The following is a 14,672-nucleotide window of genomic DNA, read 5'->3' as shown; positions in this document are numbered from 1 at the left end:
CATCAAAGGCCGTCATGATTAACCGGCTAAAGGGATGATGAAAATGGTGGTGCGGAAGCTGACGCATGTACCCGTCGCCGACAGGCTGGCTATGCGCGACGGCCCCCGCGACAGCGCCACGCATTTGCGGCATGCCGCCGCCATTCCCGCCCTCGGCCAGATCGAGATTGGCGGCACTGCGTCGCGCGGGGACTCCGGCGATGCCTTGAAGGTGGTGGCCTGGAACGTCGAGCGGCTCCGTCATGTCGATGCCATCGCCGCAACGCTCGCCGGACAGGCTCCGGACGTCGTGCTGCTGTCCGAGGTCGACAACGGCATGGCGCGCTCCGGCAATGGCCATCCTCTTGGCGTCCTTGCGGAGCGGCTCGGGCATGCCTTCGCCTTCGGCGTCGAGTTCGTCGAGCTTGGCGGCGGCAACGAGGGCGAGCGTGCGGCAACCGGCGAGGTCGCCAATGCCGAAGGCTTTCATGGCAATGCCGTAACCAGCGCGTTTCCGCTGCTGCGCCCCTTCCTGGTGCGCCTCGACGCCGCCGGCGGCTGGTTCCGGCCCGAGCACGACCAGCCGCGCATCGGCGGGCGCATGGCGATCGGTGGCCAGGTGCGGATCGGCAACCGCAAGGTGACGGTCGTCTCGGTGCATCTGGAAAACCGCACCGATCCCGCCGGCAGGGCCATCCAGACGCGCCATCTCCTCGACGCTATCGACAAATATGATCCGGAAGCGCCGGTGCTGCTCGGCGGCGACTTCAACACACTGACCGCTAGCCATGAGGAACGCCATGACGACCCGCGAGCGTGGATGGCGCGGCTCGCGGCCGAACCCGGGCGCCTTATCCATGTCGAGCGTCACGAACCGCTGTTCGCGGTCCTTGCCGGGCGCGGCTATGATTGGCAGGCCGCCAACAATCTCGACCTGCCGACCCAGCGACGGGAGGCCGGGACGCCGGTCGGCCGCATCGACTGGTTCTTCACGCGCGGCCTCGAGGCCAGCGCCCCTGCCGTTCTCCCCGCGGTGCTGCCGGGCGGCGGCCCGAGCTCGGATCATGAAGCCCTGGCGGTGACCGTTCGCCTGAAATAGCTGGCTTCGGCCAGAATATCCCGTTGCCGCGGCGCGGCTACGCCAAAGAGGCACGCTGTGGTTGCAGGCGTCTTCATAGATCCTTCAACGGCCAAGCATTAATCACTCATATCTCCGGTTTTATTTCCAAGGGGTTGGGGGAAATAAGATGTTGACGGTCTATAATTGTATCGTGAACCAGCACGATCTGAGACTGGTCGCACTCGCCGCGCTGATCTGCGGTATTTCCTGTTTCTCCGCCGTCAACCTGCTTCACCACATCAGCCGCTCGACCGACCGGAACCGCCTGGTCTGGCTGATGATCGCGGCGACCTCGACCGGCTTCGGCATCTGGGCAACGCATTTCATCGCCATGCTTGCCTTCACGCCGGGCATACCGAGTGCCTACGATCCGGAGCTCTCCGTGCTCTCGCTCGCTGCCTCGGTCGCACTGACGGCGGCCGGCATGTGGATCGCCACCTTGCGGGACGAGTTCGACCATCATCTCGTCGGCGGCGCCATCCTGGGCGGCGGCATTGCAGCCATGCATTACATCGGCATGGCGGCATTCGAGGTCCAGGGCCGGATAGAATGGAACCTGTTGCTTGTCGCCGCTTCCCTGCTCTCCGGCGTGGCGCTCGCGGCGCTGGCGCTGCGTACCGTTCTGCGCCGCCCCTCTCTGTTGGCGACATCGGTCGGCGCGCTGCTGCTGACGCTGGCGATCTGCATCTTGCATTTCATCGGCATGGGCGCCGTCTCGATCTTTCCCGATTCCTCGATCGTCATATCCGAATACACGATCGAGCCGACCTCGCAGGCTTTCGCGGCCGCCGCCGCCACGCTGGTGATCCTGGTGTTGTCGGCATCGGCGCTGTGGATCGATCTGCGCTTTCGCCGCCAGAAGCTCGAGGTCGATCGCATGCACGGCCTGGCCAACGCCGCCGTGGAGGGCCTGATCGTCTGCGACGGCAACCGCATCGTCAGCGCCAATGACAGCATGGGCAAGCTGACCGGCACGGTGGCCGCAATGCTGAACGGCACGGAGCTGGACGGTCTCTTTGACGAACACGCCGTATCCGGCACGGCCAGCCTGGAGGGTCAGCCGCGGGAGGCGGAGTTGAAAAGCCGCGACGGAACGCGAATTCCCGTCGAGCTGATCGCCCGCAGCATCGATTATTGCGGCAAGCCCCACAATGTCATTGCCGTCCGCGACATCCGCGAACGCAAGAAGGCGGAGCAGGAGATCCTTCGCCTCGCCCATTTCGACCCCTTGACGGGACTTGCCAATCGCCGCTCCTTTTCCGGCCGTCTCGACGCGGAAATCGCGTCTATGAACCGCATCGGGAACACCGGCGCAGGCGTCAAGGGCAGGCATCTTGCGCTCCTGCTGCTCGACCTCGACCGCTTCAAGGAGGTGAACGACCTTTATGGACACGGCGCCGGCGATGCGATGCTGCAGAGGGTGGCAAGCTGCGCTGCCGGCGTTCTGCGTCACGGGCAAATGCTGGCGCGCCTCGGCGGCGACGAATTCGCCATCATCGCCCCCAACCTGCCCGACCCGCAGGCGGCGGGTCGCATCGCGGGCGCAGTGCTCGCCGCCATGCGCGAGGAAAACCGGGCAGCCGTCGGCGGCGGTCTGGTCTCGGCCAGCATCGGCATAGCGATCTATCCACTCGATGCCGATGACCAGACCAGCCTGATCAGCCATGCCGACACGGCACTCTATCGCGCCAAGACCGAAGGCAGGGACACCTATCGCTATTTCGAGGCGTCGATGGGTGCCGAGGCCCGCGACAAGCGTGTGATGGAGCACGAATTGCGCCAGGCCGTGGCGCGTGGCGAATTCTATCTCGTCTATCAGCCGCAGAAGGAGATCAGCAGCGGCAGGATGGTTGGCTTCGAAGCCCTGATCCGCTGGCGCCATCCCGAGCGTGGCGAGGTCTCACCCGCCATATTCATCCCGGTGGCCGAGGACAGCGGCGCCATCGGGCAGATCGGCGACTGGGTGCTCGAGGCTGCCTGCGAGGAGGCCGTCCGCTGGGAAAACCCGCTCATGGTCGCCGTCAACGTCTCCGCCGTACAGCTCCACAATCCCAATTTCAGCCGCAAGGTCCATGAGACCTTGCTGAAGACAGGTCTTGCAGCGACAAGGCTGGAACTCGAGATCACCGAAACCGCACTGGTGAAGGACATGCCGCGCGCCCTGGCAACCCTGCGGCAGGTCAAGGCGCTTGGCGTGCGCGTGGCCATGGACGATTTCGGAACCGGCTATTCCTCCCTCTCCAACCTGCGCGCCTTCCCCTTCGACAAGATCAAGATCGATTCTTCCTTCATCAAGGCGGTGGACACCAACGGCCAGGTCGCGGCGATCGTGCGCGCCGTGCTGGGACTGGGGCGCGGCCTTGGCCTGCCGGTTCTGGCGGAGGGCGTCGAGACGCTTGGCGAGTTGAAGTTCCTGGACGCCGAGGCCTGCGAGATCGGCCAGGGCTATTATCTCGGCAAACCGGCGCCGATCGAGGCATTCGACGACCTGACCGGCCTCGGCAAGCGCGCGTCGCTGCGCGCCGACCACCAGGGTGGCAGCCTCCTGTTGCTCAAGCCAAGCGTGCGTTCGGCGTAAAGCGCTCGCTTGAAGCCGAATTCTGTTGGAGTTACGATCCGAGTGCCGTCTCGACCAGCCGCTTGGCATCAGAACCCGACCATTCGGCCGGCCCGTTCATATGGGCGATCAGGCAGCCTTCGCCGTCGATCAGCATGGTGACGGGAAGGCCTAGCGCCAGGCCGCGCGTCTTGAGGTCGTTGAACAGCGCCATCGTCGAATCGCGATAGTAGCCGAGCGTCTCGACACCTGTGTCCTTGAGGAATTTCTTCGGCTTCACATCGTCGCCGGCATCGACATTGACGGCGACCACCTGAAAGGCATCGCTGCCTTTTTCCTTCTGCAGGGCATCGAGCGCCGGCATTTCGGCACGGCAAGGCGCGCACCATGTCGCCCACAGATTGAGCAGCACCGTCTTGCCGGCATGGTCGGCGATCGTCATCGGCTTGCCGTCCGGCCCGTTGAAGGCGAGGCGCTTCATGGATTGCGGCGGATCGGCCGGCAACAGTGCCGCAACCTCGCCGGTGGCAGCGGCGGCGATCTTCTTGGCGCGGTCGCTCTTGGCGGCGCAGGCGACGTCGTCCTTGCCGTCGTCGACGGCCACTTGCGGTCCGGCGTTGTTGCCAGACCGGCTCTCGCTGACATATACCGCGACCGCGCCGGCCAGCACTCCCGCCACCAGGGCGGCGAGGATCAGGCGCGGGGCCGGGAAAAATCTGTTTCCGTCTGCCATTTTCTCAAAACTGCTCCGAAGCACGGGTTTTATAGCGATGAGCGACAAGAAGACCAGCAACCAGATGTGGGGCGGACGATTTGCCTCGGGTCCGGCCGCGATCATGGAAGCGATCAACGCGTCGATCTCGTTCGACCGCAAACTCTATGCGCAGGACATCAGAGGCTCGATCGCCCATAGCGAGATGCTGGCGCAAACGGGCATTATTTCGGCGGCCGATCAAGAAAAAATCGCTCACGGCCTGAACACGATCCTGAAAGAGATCGAGGCCGGCAGCTTCGAGTTTTCGACCCGGTTGGAAGACATCCACATGAATATCGAGGCTCGCCTCGCCGACCTCATCGGTTCGGCGGCTGGCCGGCTGCACACCGCCCGCTCGCGCAACGACCAGGTGGCGGTCGACCTGCGGCTCTGGGTCAAGGACGAGTGCTTTCGCGTCGCCGAAGCATTGAAGGGCCTGATCCGGGCGCTGCTGGAACGGGCCGAGGAACACGCGGCGACCGTGATGCCGGGCTTTACCCATATGCAGGCGGCACAGCCGGTGACCTTCGGTCACCACTGCATGGCCTATGTCGAGATGTTCGGGCGCGATCTGTCGCGCGTGCGCGACGCCATCGAACGGATGGACGAGAGCCCGCTGGGTGCTGCTGCCCTTGCCGGCACCAGCTTCCCGATCGACCGCCTCCAGACCGCCAGGGCGCTCGGCTTTCGCGAGCCGATGCGCAATTCGCTGGACAGCGTTTCAGACCGCGATTTCGCGCTGGAGTTCCTGGCTGTGGCGGCGATCTGCGCCACGCATCTGTCGCGGCTCGCCGAGGAGATCATCCTTTGGTCGACGCCGCAGTTCGGCTTCGTCAGGCTGTCGGACTCGTTTTCCACCGGCTCCTCGATCATGCCGCAGAAGAAGAACCCCGACGCCGCCGAACTGGTGCGCGGCAAGACAGGCCGCGTAAACGGCCATCTGGTCGGCCTGCTGACGGTGATGAAAGGCATGCCTTTGACCTATGGCAAGGACATGCAGGAAGACAAGGAATCGGTCTTCGATGCCGCTGAGACGCTCGACCTGATGCTGGCCGCGATGACCGGCATGGTCTCCGACATGACAGTCAACGCCGTGGCGATGAAGAAGGCCGCCGGCTCCGGCCACGCCACCGCCACCGACCTTGCCGACTGGCTGGTGCGCACACTCGGCCTGCCGTTCCGCGAGGCGCATCACGTCACCGGCCGCGCAGTGGCACTGGCAGAGGAGAAGAGGGTCGGGCTGGAGAAGCTTTCGCTGGAGGATCTGCAGTCGATCAACCCCGGCATCACCTCGGATATTTTCTCCGTGCTGGCGGTGCAGAACTCGGTCAAGAGCCGCACCAGTTTCGGCGGCACGGCGCCGTCGGAGGTGAGGAAGCAGATCCGCGCCTGGAAAAAGCGCATCGCAAAGGCGTAATACCCGGATATTGCGACCAGCAATATGCCGACATTGCGGCCAGCAATATCCGGATATTGCGAACAACAATATCCGGGGTGCAATGCGCCGAGAACTCGGCTAAAAGCGGCGGCTGGCAAACGTTTCGGACGGATGGATCGATGACCGGAAGCAGGATTTTGGTGACGCTGACGCTTCTGGTGGCGGTCGCCGCGGTGACGGCCTGCGGCCGCAGGGCTGGTCTCGATACGCCCTACGAGGCGGCCGTGCAGGCTCGCAAGGATGCCGAGAAGGCCAAGCAGCCTGTGCCGCCGGAGCCGGAAAAACCGGTCAAGGACAAGAAGTTCTTCCTCGACCCGCTGATCTAGAGCCGATGAGAGCGGGTTTGGGTCCAAACCTGATCTCACTGTGCCCCAACTTTCCGGAAACACTCTCGTGAACCATTTCGACTACCGCGACGGCGTGCTGCATGCCGAGGACGTGGCGATACCAGATATCGCCGCACAGGTCGGCACGCCGTTCTATTGCTATTCGACGGCCACGCTGACCAGGCACTACCGCGTGTTCGCCCAGGCCTTTGCCGGGCTCGACGCGCTGGTCTGCTATGCCATGAAGGCGAATTCCAACCAGGCGGTGCTGCGGACGCTGGCCAGGCTCGGCGCCGGCGCCGACGTGGTGTCGGAAGGCGAGTTGCGACGGGCACTGGCCGCTGGCATCCCGGCCGGCAAGATCCTGTTCTCCGGCGTCGGCAAGACGGCGCGCGAAATTGATTTTGCGCTCACCGCCGGCATCCTTTGCTTCAACGTCGAATCCGAGCCGGAACTCGAACTCCTGTCCTCCCGCGCCGTGGCTCTCGGCAAGGTGGCGCCGATCTCGTTGCGCATCAATCCCGATGTCGACGCCAGGACCCACAAGAAGATCTCCACCGGCAAGGCCGAGAACAAGTTCGGCATCCCGTGGCAGCGGGCGCGTCAGGTCTATGCCCGCGCGGCCGAACTGCCGGGCATCAAGGTTACCGGCATCGACACCCACATCGGCAGCCAGATCACCGAATTGCAGCCCTTCGACGACGCTTTCGCGCTGCTTGTCGATCTGGTCGGGGCACTGCGCGCCGACGGTCACGCCATCGAGCATATCGATGTCGGTGGCGGCCTCGGCATTCCCTACCGTGTCGATAACAACCCGCCTCCGCTGCCCGATGCCTATGCCCAGATCGTCAGGAAGTATGTCACCAAGCTTGGACTCAAGGTGATGTTCGAACCGGGCCGGCTGATCGTCGGGAATGCCGGCATCCTCGTCTCGGAGGTGATCTTCGTGAAGGAAGGCGACGCCAAGAATTTTCTGGTCGTCGATGCCGCCATGAACGACCTGATCCGGCCGACGCTCTACGATGCCTTCCACGACGTCAGGCCGGTCGTCCAGCCGCCGGCCGACACGCCACGCATGATGGTCGATGTGGTCGGGCCGGTCTGCGAGACCGGCGATTATATCGGCCTCGACCGCGACCTGCCCAGGCTGAAGGCCGGCGATCTGGTGGCGGTTTCCACGGCCGGCGCCTATGGCGCGGTGCAGGCCGGCACCTACAACACGCGTCTTCTGGTGCCTGAGGTGCTGGTCGACGGCGACCGTTTCCACGTCGTGCGTCCGCGCCTGACCTATGACGACCTGATCGGGCTGGATTCGGTGCCCGATTGGCTGGCATAGAAGCCGCACAACCGGTTGAGCTATAGCCGGTTCTGGATGAGCGCCCTTGTGTCGGCGATCCTGTCCTCGTCACGCCGATAAAACGTCCATTGCTTGATGCGCTTGGTGCGCAGCAGGCCGGCATGGGTAAGCACGCGCATATGCTCGGAGAGCGTCGCTTGCGTAATGCCGAGCTTCTCCGCGATCAGCAGCGCGCAAACGCCGTCCTCGACAAGGTCGCCGTCTGCCTGGGCCGGGAAATGCGCGCGCGGATCCTTCAACCAGTCGAGGATTTGCAGCCTGCGCTCGTTGGCAATCGCCTTAAAGATATCAATCTCTTGCATTTAGCTATTTTGCCAAGTTACTAATTACAGTCAATCCCGAGGAGATCGCCATGCCGCAAGGCAACACCGTCACACGCGAACGCATTGCCGCGATGGAGCCGCGCATTCGCCCTTATATCAGGCGCACGCCGGTGCTGCGCGTCGACATGGCCGACTTCGACCGGCCGCCGCTGACGGTCGACCTCAAGCTCGAATGCCTGCAGCATTCCGGCTCGTTCAAGGTGCGCGGCGCCTTCACCAATCTCTTGGAGCGGCGGGTTCCCGAGGCCGGCGTCGTCGCCGCGTCGGGCGGCAATCATGGCGCCGCCGTCGCCTACGCAGCCATGCGGCTTGGGCACAAGGCGACCATCTTCGTTCCCGAAGTCAGCCCACAGGCCAAGCTGGAGCGTATTCGCTCCTATGGCGCCGAACTGGTCGTCGGCGGCGCCCGTTATGCCGAAGCGCTGGCCGCCAGCGAACGTTTCGCCGAGGAAACCGGCGCTCTGCAGATCCACGCCTTCAATGAGGAGGAGACGCTGGTCGGCCAGGGCACGCTCGGGCTGGAGATCGAGAGCGACCTGCCCGAGATCGACACGCTGCTGGTCGCGGTCGGCGGCGGCGGCCTGATCGGCGGCATCGCCGCCTGGTATGCAGGCCGCATCCGCATCGTCGCCGTCGAACCGGAAGGCGCGCCGACGCTTCACCGCGCCTTCGAGGCGGGTCACCCCGTCGACGCGCCGGCGGAAGGCATAGCCGCCGATTCGCTGGCGCCAAAGCGCGTCGGCGAAATGATGTTCCCGATCGCCGAAGCCTTCGTCGAACGCTCCATTCTGGTCAGCGACGACGACATCATCACCGCGCAGAAAGCGCTGTGGAACAGCGTTCGCATCATCTCCGAGCCGGGAGGTGCCGCCGCTTTCGCCGCGATGCTGTCCGGCCGCTACGCGCCGGCGTCGGGAGAACGCGTCGCCGTGCTGGTCTGTGGTGCCAACGCGAACCCCGCCAATTTTTGATTGCAACCATTTCGGCCGACTTCACGTTTTTTCAAACTGCCTCGCCTTTGCCGTGTTTGCTGGTATTCTTGGAGTCGTGAGGCTTGGGCTATTTTGCCCGTCCCATGGAAGGGCCGATGACGCAACGACCCACCTTCAGCAACGACCGCGGCCTGGCCGGGCGCCTCGCCTTGAGCCGGCTGGCGACACGGGTCTCGATGATGGTCGAGCGTGGCTGGCCGCTGCTGCTCCCGCTCGTCATCGTCGCCATCCTGTTCCTCAGCGCCTCCTGGTTCGGCATTTTCTCCCGGCTGCCGGATATGATGCGCATCGGCCTTGTCGCCGCATTCGGAGTCGCCGGGCTCGCCGCCCTCTATCCGCTCCGCTTCTTCCGCGTGCCAGGTGCTGCCGAGGTCGATCGCCGTATCGAGGCAGCCAACAGCCTGCTGCACAGCCCCGTGCTGACGCAGGCCGACCGGCCAAGCGGGCGGGAAAGCAGCTTCTCCCAGGCGCTCTGGCGCGAGCATCAGAAGCGCATGGCCGCAAAGCTCGACAGCCTCGGCGCCGATTTGCCGCGCACGCGCGTGCCGGAGCGCGATCCCTGGGGGCTGCGCGCTGTAGCGGCACTTCTGCTCGTCACCGCCTTTGCCTTCTCCTTCGGGCCGACGGGCGGCCGGCTAAGCGATGGGTTCATGGCCCATGGCACATACGACATCGTGCCGCCGCGCATCGACGCATGGGTGACGCCGCCGGCCTATACCGGCAAGCCGCCGATCTTCCTGACCGCCGACGCCAACCAGGCGACGCCGACGTTTCATGTCCCCGAAGGTAGCGAGGTCTCCTTGCGCGTCACCGGAGGCTCGGGCGAGGAAACGCTCGCCTATGCCGACAAGGACGGCAATGCCCGCGCCATCGACCCGGCCAGCCAGCAGGCTGCCTCGGCCAAGCCGGCAGCAAGCCCGGCGCCATCCTCCTCGCCGTCGAAGATACGCCAGTTCATCGGCAAGCTGACCGGCGACGGCACGCTGACGCTGAAGTCGGGTGAGGATCAGCTCGGCCGCTGGGCCTTCGCCGTCGTGCCCGACAAGCCGCCGCAGATCCGCTTCGTCGGCGAGCCCAAGCGCGCCGCCAACGGCGCCTTCGAGCTCAACTACCAGATCGACGACGACTACGGTGCCGCCAATGCCAAGGCGGTGTTCACGCTGGCCGACCCGCAGGCGCCGGGTGCACGCCCACTCTACGGCCCACCCGAGATGCCGCTGACGCTGCCGCGCCGCGGCGGCAAGTCGAATGCGGCCAAGACCTCGAAGGACCTGACAGAGCACGTCTGGGCCGGCAGCAGCATCAAGCTGACGCTCGTCGCCACCGACGACGCCGGGCACACCGCGTCGAGCGAGACCAAGACGCTGGTGATGCCCGAACGGCCATTCGCCAACCCGCTGGCCCGGGCGGTGATCGAACAGCGCCGCCTGCTGGCGCTCGACGCCAATGCCAAGCCGCGCGTGCTCGACCTGATGGACGCCGTCACGCTGCGGCCGGAAGACACGTTCGACAACATGTCCCACTACCTCGCCATCATGAGCGCGCGCAGCCGGCTGAAGCTGGCCGAAAGCGACGATCAGCTGCGCAGCGAGGTCGCCTATCTCTGGGAAATCGCGCTCGGCATCGAGGAGGGCAACCTCTCTGCCGCCGAAAAGCGGCTGCGCCAGGCGCAGCAGGCGTTGCAGGATGCCATCAAGAACGGCGCCAGCGACCAGGAAATCGAAAAGGCGATGAAGGAACTGCGCGAGGCGATGAACCAGTTCCTGCAGGAATTCGCCGAACGCGCCAAGCAGAACCCGAACGCGCCGCAGATGCAGCAGAATGGCCAGGAACTGCGCCAGAGCGACATCGACCGCATGATGGACCAGATCGAGAACCTGGCGAAGTCGGGCGACCGCGACAAGGCGCAGCAATTGCTGTCGCAACTGCAGGATATGATGAACAACCTCCAGGCCGGCCGTCAGCAGCAGGGCGGCCAGCAGGACAGCGAGATGCGCCAGCAGATGGACAAGCTCGGCGAAATCCTGCGGCGTCAGCAGGAGATGATGAACGACACCTTCCGCATGGATCAGATGCAGCGCGGCGAGCGCCAGCGCGGACAGAACCGCGACGAGCAGCTTGGCCAGGGCGGCGGCGAGGACCAGGACAAGCCGGGCGTCGGCCAGGATCGCGATCCGCTCGCCAGGCAGAAGCCGATGACGCCACAGGAATTCGCCGATGCGCTGAAGCAGTTGCAGGAAGGCCAGGGCCAGCTGAAAAGCGATCTCGACAAGCTGAAGAAGGGCCTCGAAGGCATGGGCATGGAGCCCAATGAAGGATTTGGCGAGGCCGGCAAGTCCATGGGCAGCGCCGAGCAGGCGCTCGGCGAGGGCCAGGGCGACGAAGCCGTCGGCCATCAGGGCCGGGCGCTGGAGGCGCTGCGCAAGGGCGCCAAGGACATGATGAAACAGATGCAGGCCATGCAGGGCGACCAGGGCGGCAGCGAGCAAGGCGGACGCCAGCAGAATGCCGACCGCGACCCGCTCGGCCGGCCACGCGCCAGCAAGGGGCCGGATTTCGGCGATTCGGTGAAAGTGCCCGACGAGATCGATGTCCAGCGCGCGCGCCAGATCCTCGAAGCGATCCGCAAGCGGCTCGGCAATGCACTCAGTCCCGATGTCGAGCGCAGCTATCTCGAACGGCTGCTGGAGCTGAAATAGGACGGCCGGAGCAACCGGCTGCTTTTATGCAACGGCAGGGTGGGCTTGCCTGTTGACGAACGCTTCCCGGATCGCCTCTTGCATGCCGTCGATCGCCTCGCCCGACGCGTTCGGGTTGCGATGCATCACCACATTGGAGGAATCGATGTCGCCGAACCCGTCGGCCGACGTCAGCTCACGGCAGCCGTCCGGAATGTTGCTGCGCGAAATCGGCGCAATCGCCAGCCCCGAGGTGACGGCAAGCTTCAGGCCGCCATTGGTGTCACTGGTATAGGCGACGCGATAGGCAAGGCCACGCTGCTCCAGCGATTTGATGGCGAAATCCTTGCACCAGCCGGCCCGGTTGTAGAGCGCGATCGGCACCGGACGCTCCTCATGCATGTGATGCAGGGTCGATGTCACCCACACGGTCGGATCGTGCATCAGCACTTCGCCGCCGGAAGCATCCTGCCATTCGAACACCACGCATAGATCGAGTTCGCCGGCGGCGAGCGACGCCATCTGCGCCCAGGAATGGGCATAGCGCACGGTGACCTCAACCTGTGCGTGGCGCTTCGAAAACGCGCCGAGCGCCCGCGACAGGATAGCGTGGCCATACTCCTCCGGAATGCCGATGCGCACCGGCCCGCCGAGCGGCGCGGCCGCCATCGACGCTGCCGTTTCGTCGAGCAGCGAGACGATGCGGCGGGCATTCACGATGAGTTCGCCGCCGCGCCGCGTCAGTGCGACGCCGCGTGAACCGCGCTCGAACAGGCTGTCGCCGACCAGGCTTTCGAGCTTCTTCATCTGCATCGACACGGCCGACTGGGTGCGGCCGGCCAGTTCCGCCGCCTTGGTGAAATTGCCGGCATCGGCAATGGCCACGAAGGTGCGCAGGAGATCGCTGTCGAGGGTCGGCCGCATGGAATCCGCCATAAGAAAATTTGATTGCTGGTATCATTCCAATTCGTTTGCAACATGTCAAACGTCGGACGATAGTCGCCTCACCCATTGGATATGCGGCTGCCGAATCGGCTGCGGACCAATCGAGAGTCCTCACTCGTGCCCGCTGCCCGAAACGGTGGCGGGTTCTTTTTGATCTGCAGGCGGGGGCCTCCGGTCATACGCGCGGGAGCCTGAACGCGGATGCAAAATAGGATGGTGCGCGGCATCCTGAGCCTGTGCCTCGGTGTGCTGGTCTTCTCGCTGCAGGATCCGCTGGTCAAGGCCGTGTCGAGCGGCTACCCGGTGACCGAGGTGATGGCGATCCGTTCGATCGTCGCCTTGCCGATCCTGATCCTTCTTGTCCACGCCGATGTCGGCCTGCCGGCAATCCTGTCGCGACGGTTCGGCCTGCTGACGATACGCGCCTTCATCCAGTTCACCTCCTACACGATGTACTATCTGGCCATCGCCGCCCTGCCGCTGGCCGATGCCGTGGCGCTCTACTTCATGGCGCCGCTGTTCATCATGGCACTGGCCGGGCCGTATCTTGGCGAGCGCGTCTCCTGGCGCACGCTGGCGACCGTGCTGATCGGGCTGCTCGGCGTCGTCGTGATGGTGCGTCCGGGCGCCGGCCTGTTCGACTGGGCGGCACTGCTATCGCTGGGTTCGGCGGCGCTCTACGGCTTCTCGCAGTTGATGGCCCGCAAGATCGGCGATACCGAATCGTCCACCGTCATGGCTTTCTATCAGAACGGCGCCTACCTCATCGGTGCTGCCATGGTCGCCGGCAGTTTTCACCTTGCCGGCATCACCCACGCCGTCCATCCGAGCCTGGAGTTCCTGGTGCGGCCATGGATATGGCCGACGCTGCCGGATTTCCTCAAGATGGCGGCCTGCGGTTTCGTCGCTTCGGCCGGCATGATCCTGTTGTCCCAGGGCTATCGGCTGGCGCCGGCCAACCGCGTCGCCACCTTCGAATACACCGGCATCCTGTGGTCGCCGCTGTGGGGTTTTCTGTTCTTCGCCGAAGTGCCGCGGTCGACGACCGTCATCGGTGCGGCCCTGATCATTGGCGCGGGCCTGTTGGCGCTCAACAGCGGATTGCGCAAGAGCCCGGCAACGGTGTTGGCTGCCACCGACCCAGCCTGATCAGGCGAAGCAGATCAGCGCCCGTTCGACCCGCGAGCGGATTTCAGCCAGCGTGAAGGGCTTTTGCACGACATCGAGGATGATGCCGTTCAACTCCTCGGCGCGCTCGCGCTGGTCGGCATAACCGGTCATCAGCAGGATCTTCATCGCCGGGAAAAGCGCGGCCGCCGCGATCGCCATCTCGATGCCGTCCATCTCCGGCATGCGGATATCGGAGACCACGAGGTCGTAGCCGCCATTCGCGGCGCGGATCAGCGAAAGCCCTTGCGCGCCATCGGCGGCGATATCGATTGTATGGCCGGCGCGTTCGAGCGCGCGGGCGGCGAGGGTGCGGACGGACTCATCGTCCTCGACGATCAGAAGCTTTGCCATGGCCGGCATATTTGGCGGCCAAACGTTGACTTTTCCTGAAAGCCCCGGCTGGCTGGCGGGCTAATTTTCTTGGACGCCGTTAAGGCCTTTTTCAGAATCGCCAGGACGAGGCAAAGGCTTTACGCGTCGCCTTTCACAACACCCACGAACGGCAATTCGCGGAAAGCATGTGCAACGTCCATGCCATAGCCGACGACGAAATAATCCGGGCAGTCGAAGCCGACATAGTCGGCGTTTAGCGCGGTCTGACGGCGCATGCGCTTGTCGAGCAGCACGGCGATGGAACAGCTTTTCGCGCCACGCGACAGCATCAGGTCACGGGTGAAGCTCAGCGTCTTGCCTGATTCGAGGATGTCGTCGATCAACAGCACGTCGCGGCCGGTGACCTCATTGTCGATGTCGCGCAGCACCCTTACCTCGCCGCTGCTGGTGCCGGCGCCATAGCTGGAGATGAAGATGAACTCGACCTCGGGCGACAGGCCGACATCGTGCATGGCGCGGATCAGATCGGCGGCGAAGATGAACGAGCCCTTCAGCACCGAGATCACCAGGAGATCGTGATAGTCGTGCTCGGCGATCTCCTTGGCCAGCTCAAGATTGCGCCGCGCGATCGCCGACGCCGAAAATAGGACCTCGATGTCCTTGTCGCGTACGATGGGCATTGCTCGTCTTCCTCGGTGAT

The 14,672-nt window shown here is 64.6% G+C and carries 13 protein-coding genes; 8 read left to right on the top strand and 5 right to left on the bottom strand.

Annotated features, from left to right (window positions below; genetic code table 11):
• The first annotated feature begins 43 nt into the window (after positions 1-43).
• Positions 44-1,078: an endonuclease/exonuclease/phosphatase family protein gene (locus tag MESOP_RS07950; RefSeq protein WP_013892822.1), complete on the top strand. Its 1,035-nt coding sequence runs from the start codon at positions 44-46 to the stop codon at positions 1,076-1,078.
• Between the two features lie 148 nt (positions 1,079-1,226).
• Entirely contained in the window at positions 1,227-3,677 is a 2,451-nt protein-coding gene (locus tag MESOP_RS07945; protein ID WP_013892821.1) for a bifunctional diguanylate cyclase/phosphodiesterase, read from the top strand.
• 31 nt (positions 3,678-3,708) lie between these two features.
• Here MESOP_RS07945 and tlpA read toward each other — a convergent pair whose 3' ends face one another.
• Positions 3,709-4,389 (bottom strand): thiol:disulfide interchange protein TlpA, encoded by a 681-nt coding sequence (tlpA, locus tag MESOP_RS07940; protein ID WP_013892820.1) that lies wholly within the window; start codon positions 4,387-4,389, stop codon positions 3,709-3,711.
• Positions 4,390-4,426: 37 nt separating this feature from the next.
• On the opposite strand from tlpA, the gene argH reads away from it, so the two are divergent.
• The 3 genes from argH (at position 4,427) to lysA (ending at position 7,510) form a co-directional block, all read left to right on the top strand.
• Positions 4,427-5,827, top strand: a complete 1,401-nt coding sequence (argH, locus tag MESOP_RS07935) for an argininosuccinate lyase (protein ID WP_013892819.1) — start codon at positions 4,427-4,429, stop codon at positions 5,825-5,827.
• 140 nt (positions 5,828-5,967) lie between these two features.
• Positions 5,968-6,174: a hypothetical protein gene (locus tag MESOP_RS07930; RefSeq protein WP_013892818.1), complete on the top strand. Its 207-nt coding sequence runs from the start codon at positions 5,968-5,970 to the stop codon at positions 6,172-6,174.
• A 67-nt stretch (positions 6,175-6,241) separates the two neighbouring features.
• The gene (gene lysA, locus MESOP_RS07925; protein ID WP_013892817.1) at positions 6,242-7,510 is read left to right on the top strand and encodes a diaminopimelate decarboxylase; all 1,269 of its coding nucleotides are present in this window, start codon (positions 6,242-6,244) and stop codon (positions 7,508-7,510) included.
• A 20-nt stretch (positions 7,511-7,530) separates the two neighbouring features.
• On the opposite strand, the gene MESOP_RS07920 is transcribed toward lysA, so the two are convergent.
• Positions 7,531-7,833 (bottom strand): ArsR/SmtB family transcription factor, encoded by a 303-nt coding sequence (locus MESOP_RS07920; RefSeq protein WP_013892816.1) that lies wholly within the window; start codon positions 7,831-7,833, stop codon positions 7,531-7,533.
• 50 nt (positions 7,834-7,883) lie between these two features.
• Here MESOP_RS07920 and MESOP_RS07915 point away from each other — a divergent pair, with 50 nt between their 5' ends.
• Both MESOP_RS07915 and MESOP_RS07910 read left to right on the top strand, forming a co-directional pair.
• Positions 7,884-8,825, top strand: coding sequence for a threonine/serine dehydratase (locus tag MESOP_RS07915; RefSeq protein WP_013892815.1), 942 nt, complete (start codon positions 7,884-7,886; stop codon positions 8,823-8,825).
• A 116-nt stretch (positions 8,826-8,941) separates the two neighbouring features.
• Entirely contained in the window at positions 8,942-11,545 is a 2,604-nt protein-coding gene (locus tag MESOP_RS07910; RefSeq protein WP_041164567.1) for a TIGR02302 family protein, read from the top strand.
• Between the two features lie 24 nt (positions 11,546-11,569).
• On the opposite strand, the gene MESOP_RS07905 is transcribed toward MESOP_RS07910, so the two are convergent.
• Entirely contained in the window at positions 11,570-12,448 is an 879-nt protein-coding gene (locus MESOP_RS07905; RefSeq protein ID WP_013892813.1) for a LysR family transcriptional regulator, read from the bottom strand.
• A gap of 222 nt (positions 12,449-12,670) precedes the next feature.
• On the opposite strand from MESOP_RS07905, the gene MESOP_RS07900 reads away from it, so the two are divergent.
• Positions 12,671-13,618: a DMT family transporter gene (locus MESOP_RS07900; RefSeq protein WP_013892812.1), complete on the top strand. Its 948-nt coding sequence runs from the start codon at positions 12,671-12,673 to the stop codon at positions 13,616-13,618.
• On the opposite strand, the gene MESOP_RS07895 is transcribed toward MESOP_RS07900, so the two are convergent.
• Together MESOP_RS07895 and hpt are read right to left on the bottom strand one after the other, a co-directional pair.
• Complete coding sequence (locus tag MESOP_RS07895) at positions 13,619-13,990, bottom strand: response regulator (protein WP_023763880.1); 372 nt, start codon at positions 13,988-13,990, stop codon at positions 13,619-13,621.
• 119 nt (positions 13,991-14,109) lie between these two features.
• Positions 14,110-14,652: a hypoxanthine phosphoribosyltransferase gene (hpt, locus tag MESOP_RS07890; RefSeq protein ID WP_013892810.1), complete on the bottom strand. Its 543-nt coding sequence runs from the start codon at positions 14,650-14,652 to the stop codon at positions 14,110-14,112.
• Between the last annotated feature and the right edge of the window lie 20 nt (positions 14,653-14,672).

This window comes from Mesorhizobium opportunistum WSM2075, from assembly GCF_000176035.2.
GTDB classification, from domain to species: Bacteria; Pseudomonadota; Alphaproteobacteria; order Rhizobiales; family Rhizobiaceae; genus Mesorhizobium; species Mesorhizobium opportunistum.
Note: the sequence above shows the minus strand (reverse complement) of the source record. Positions and strands in the feature narration are given on the sequence as shown.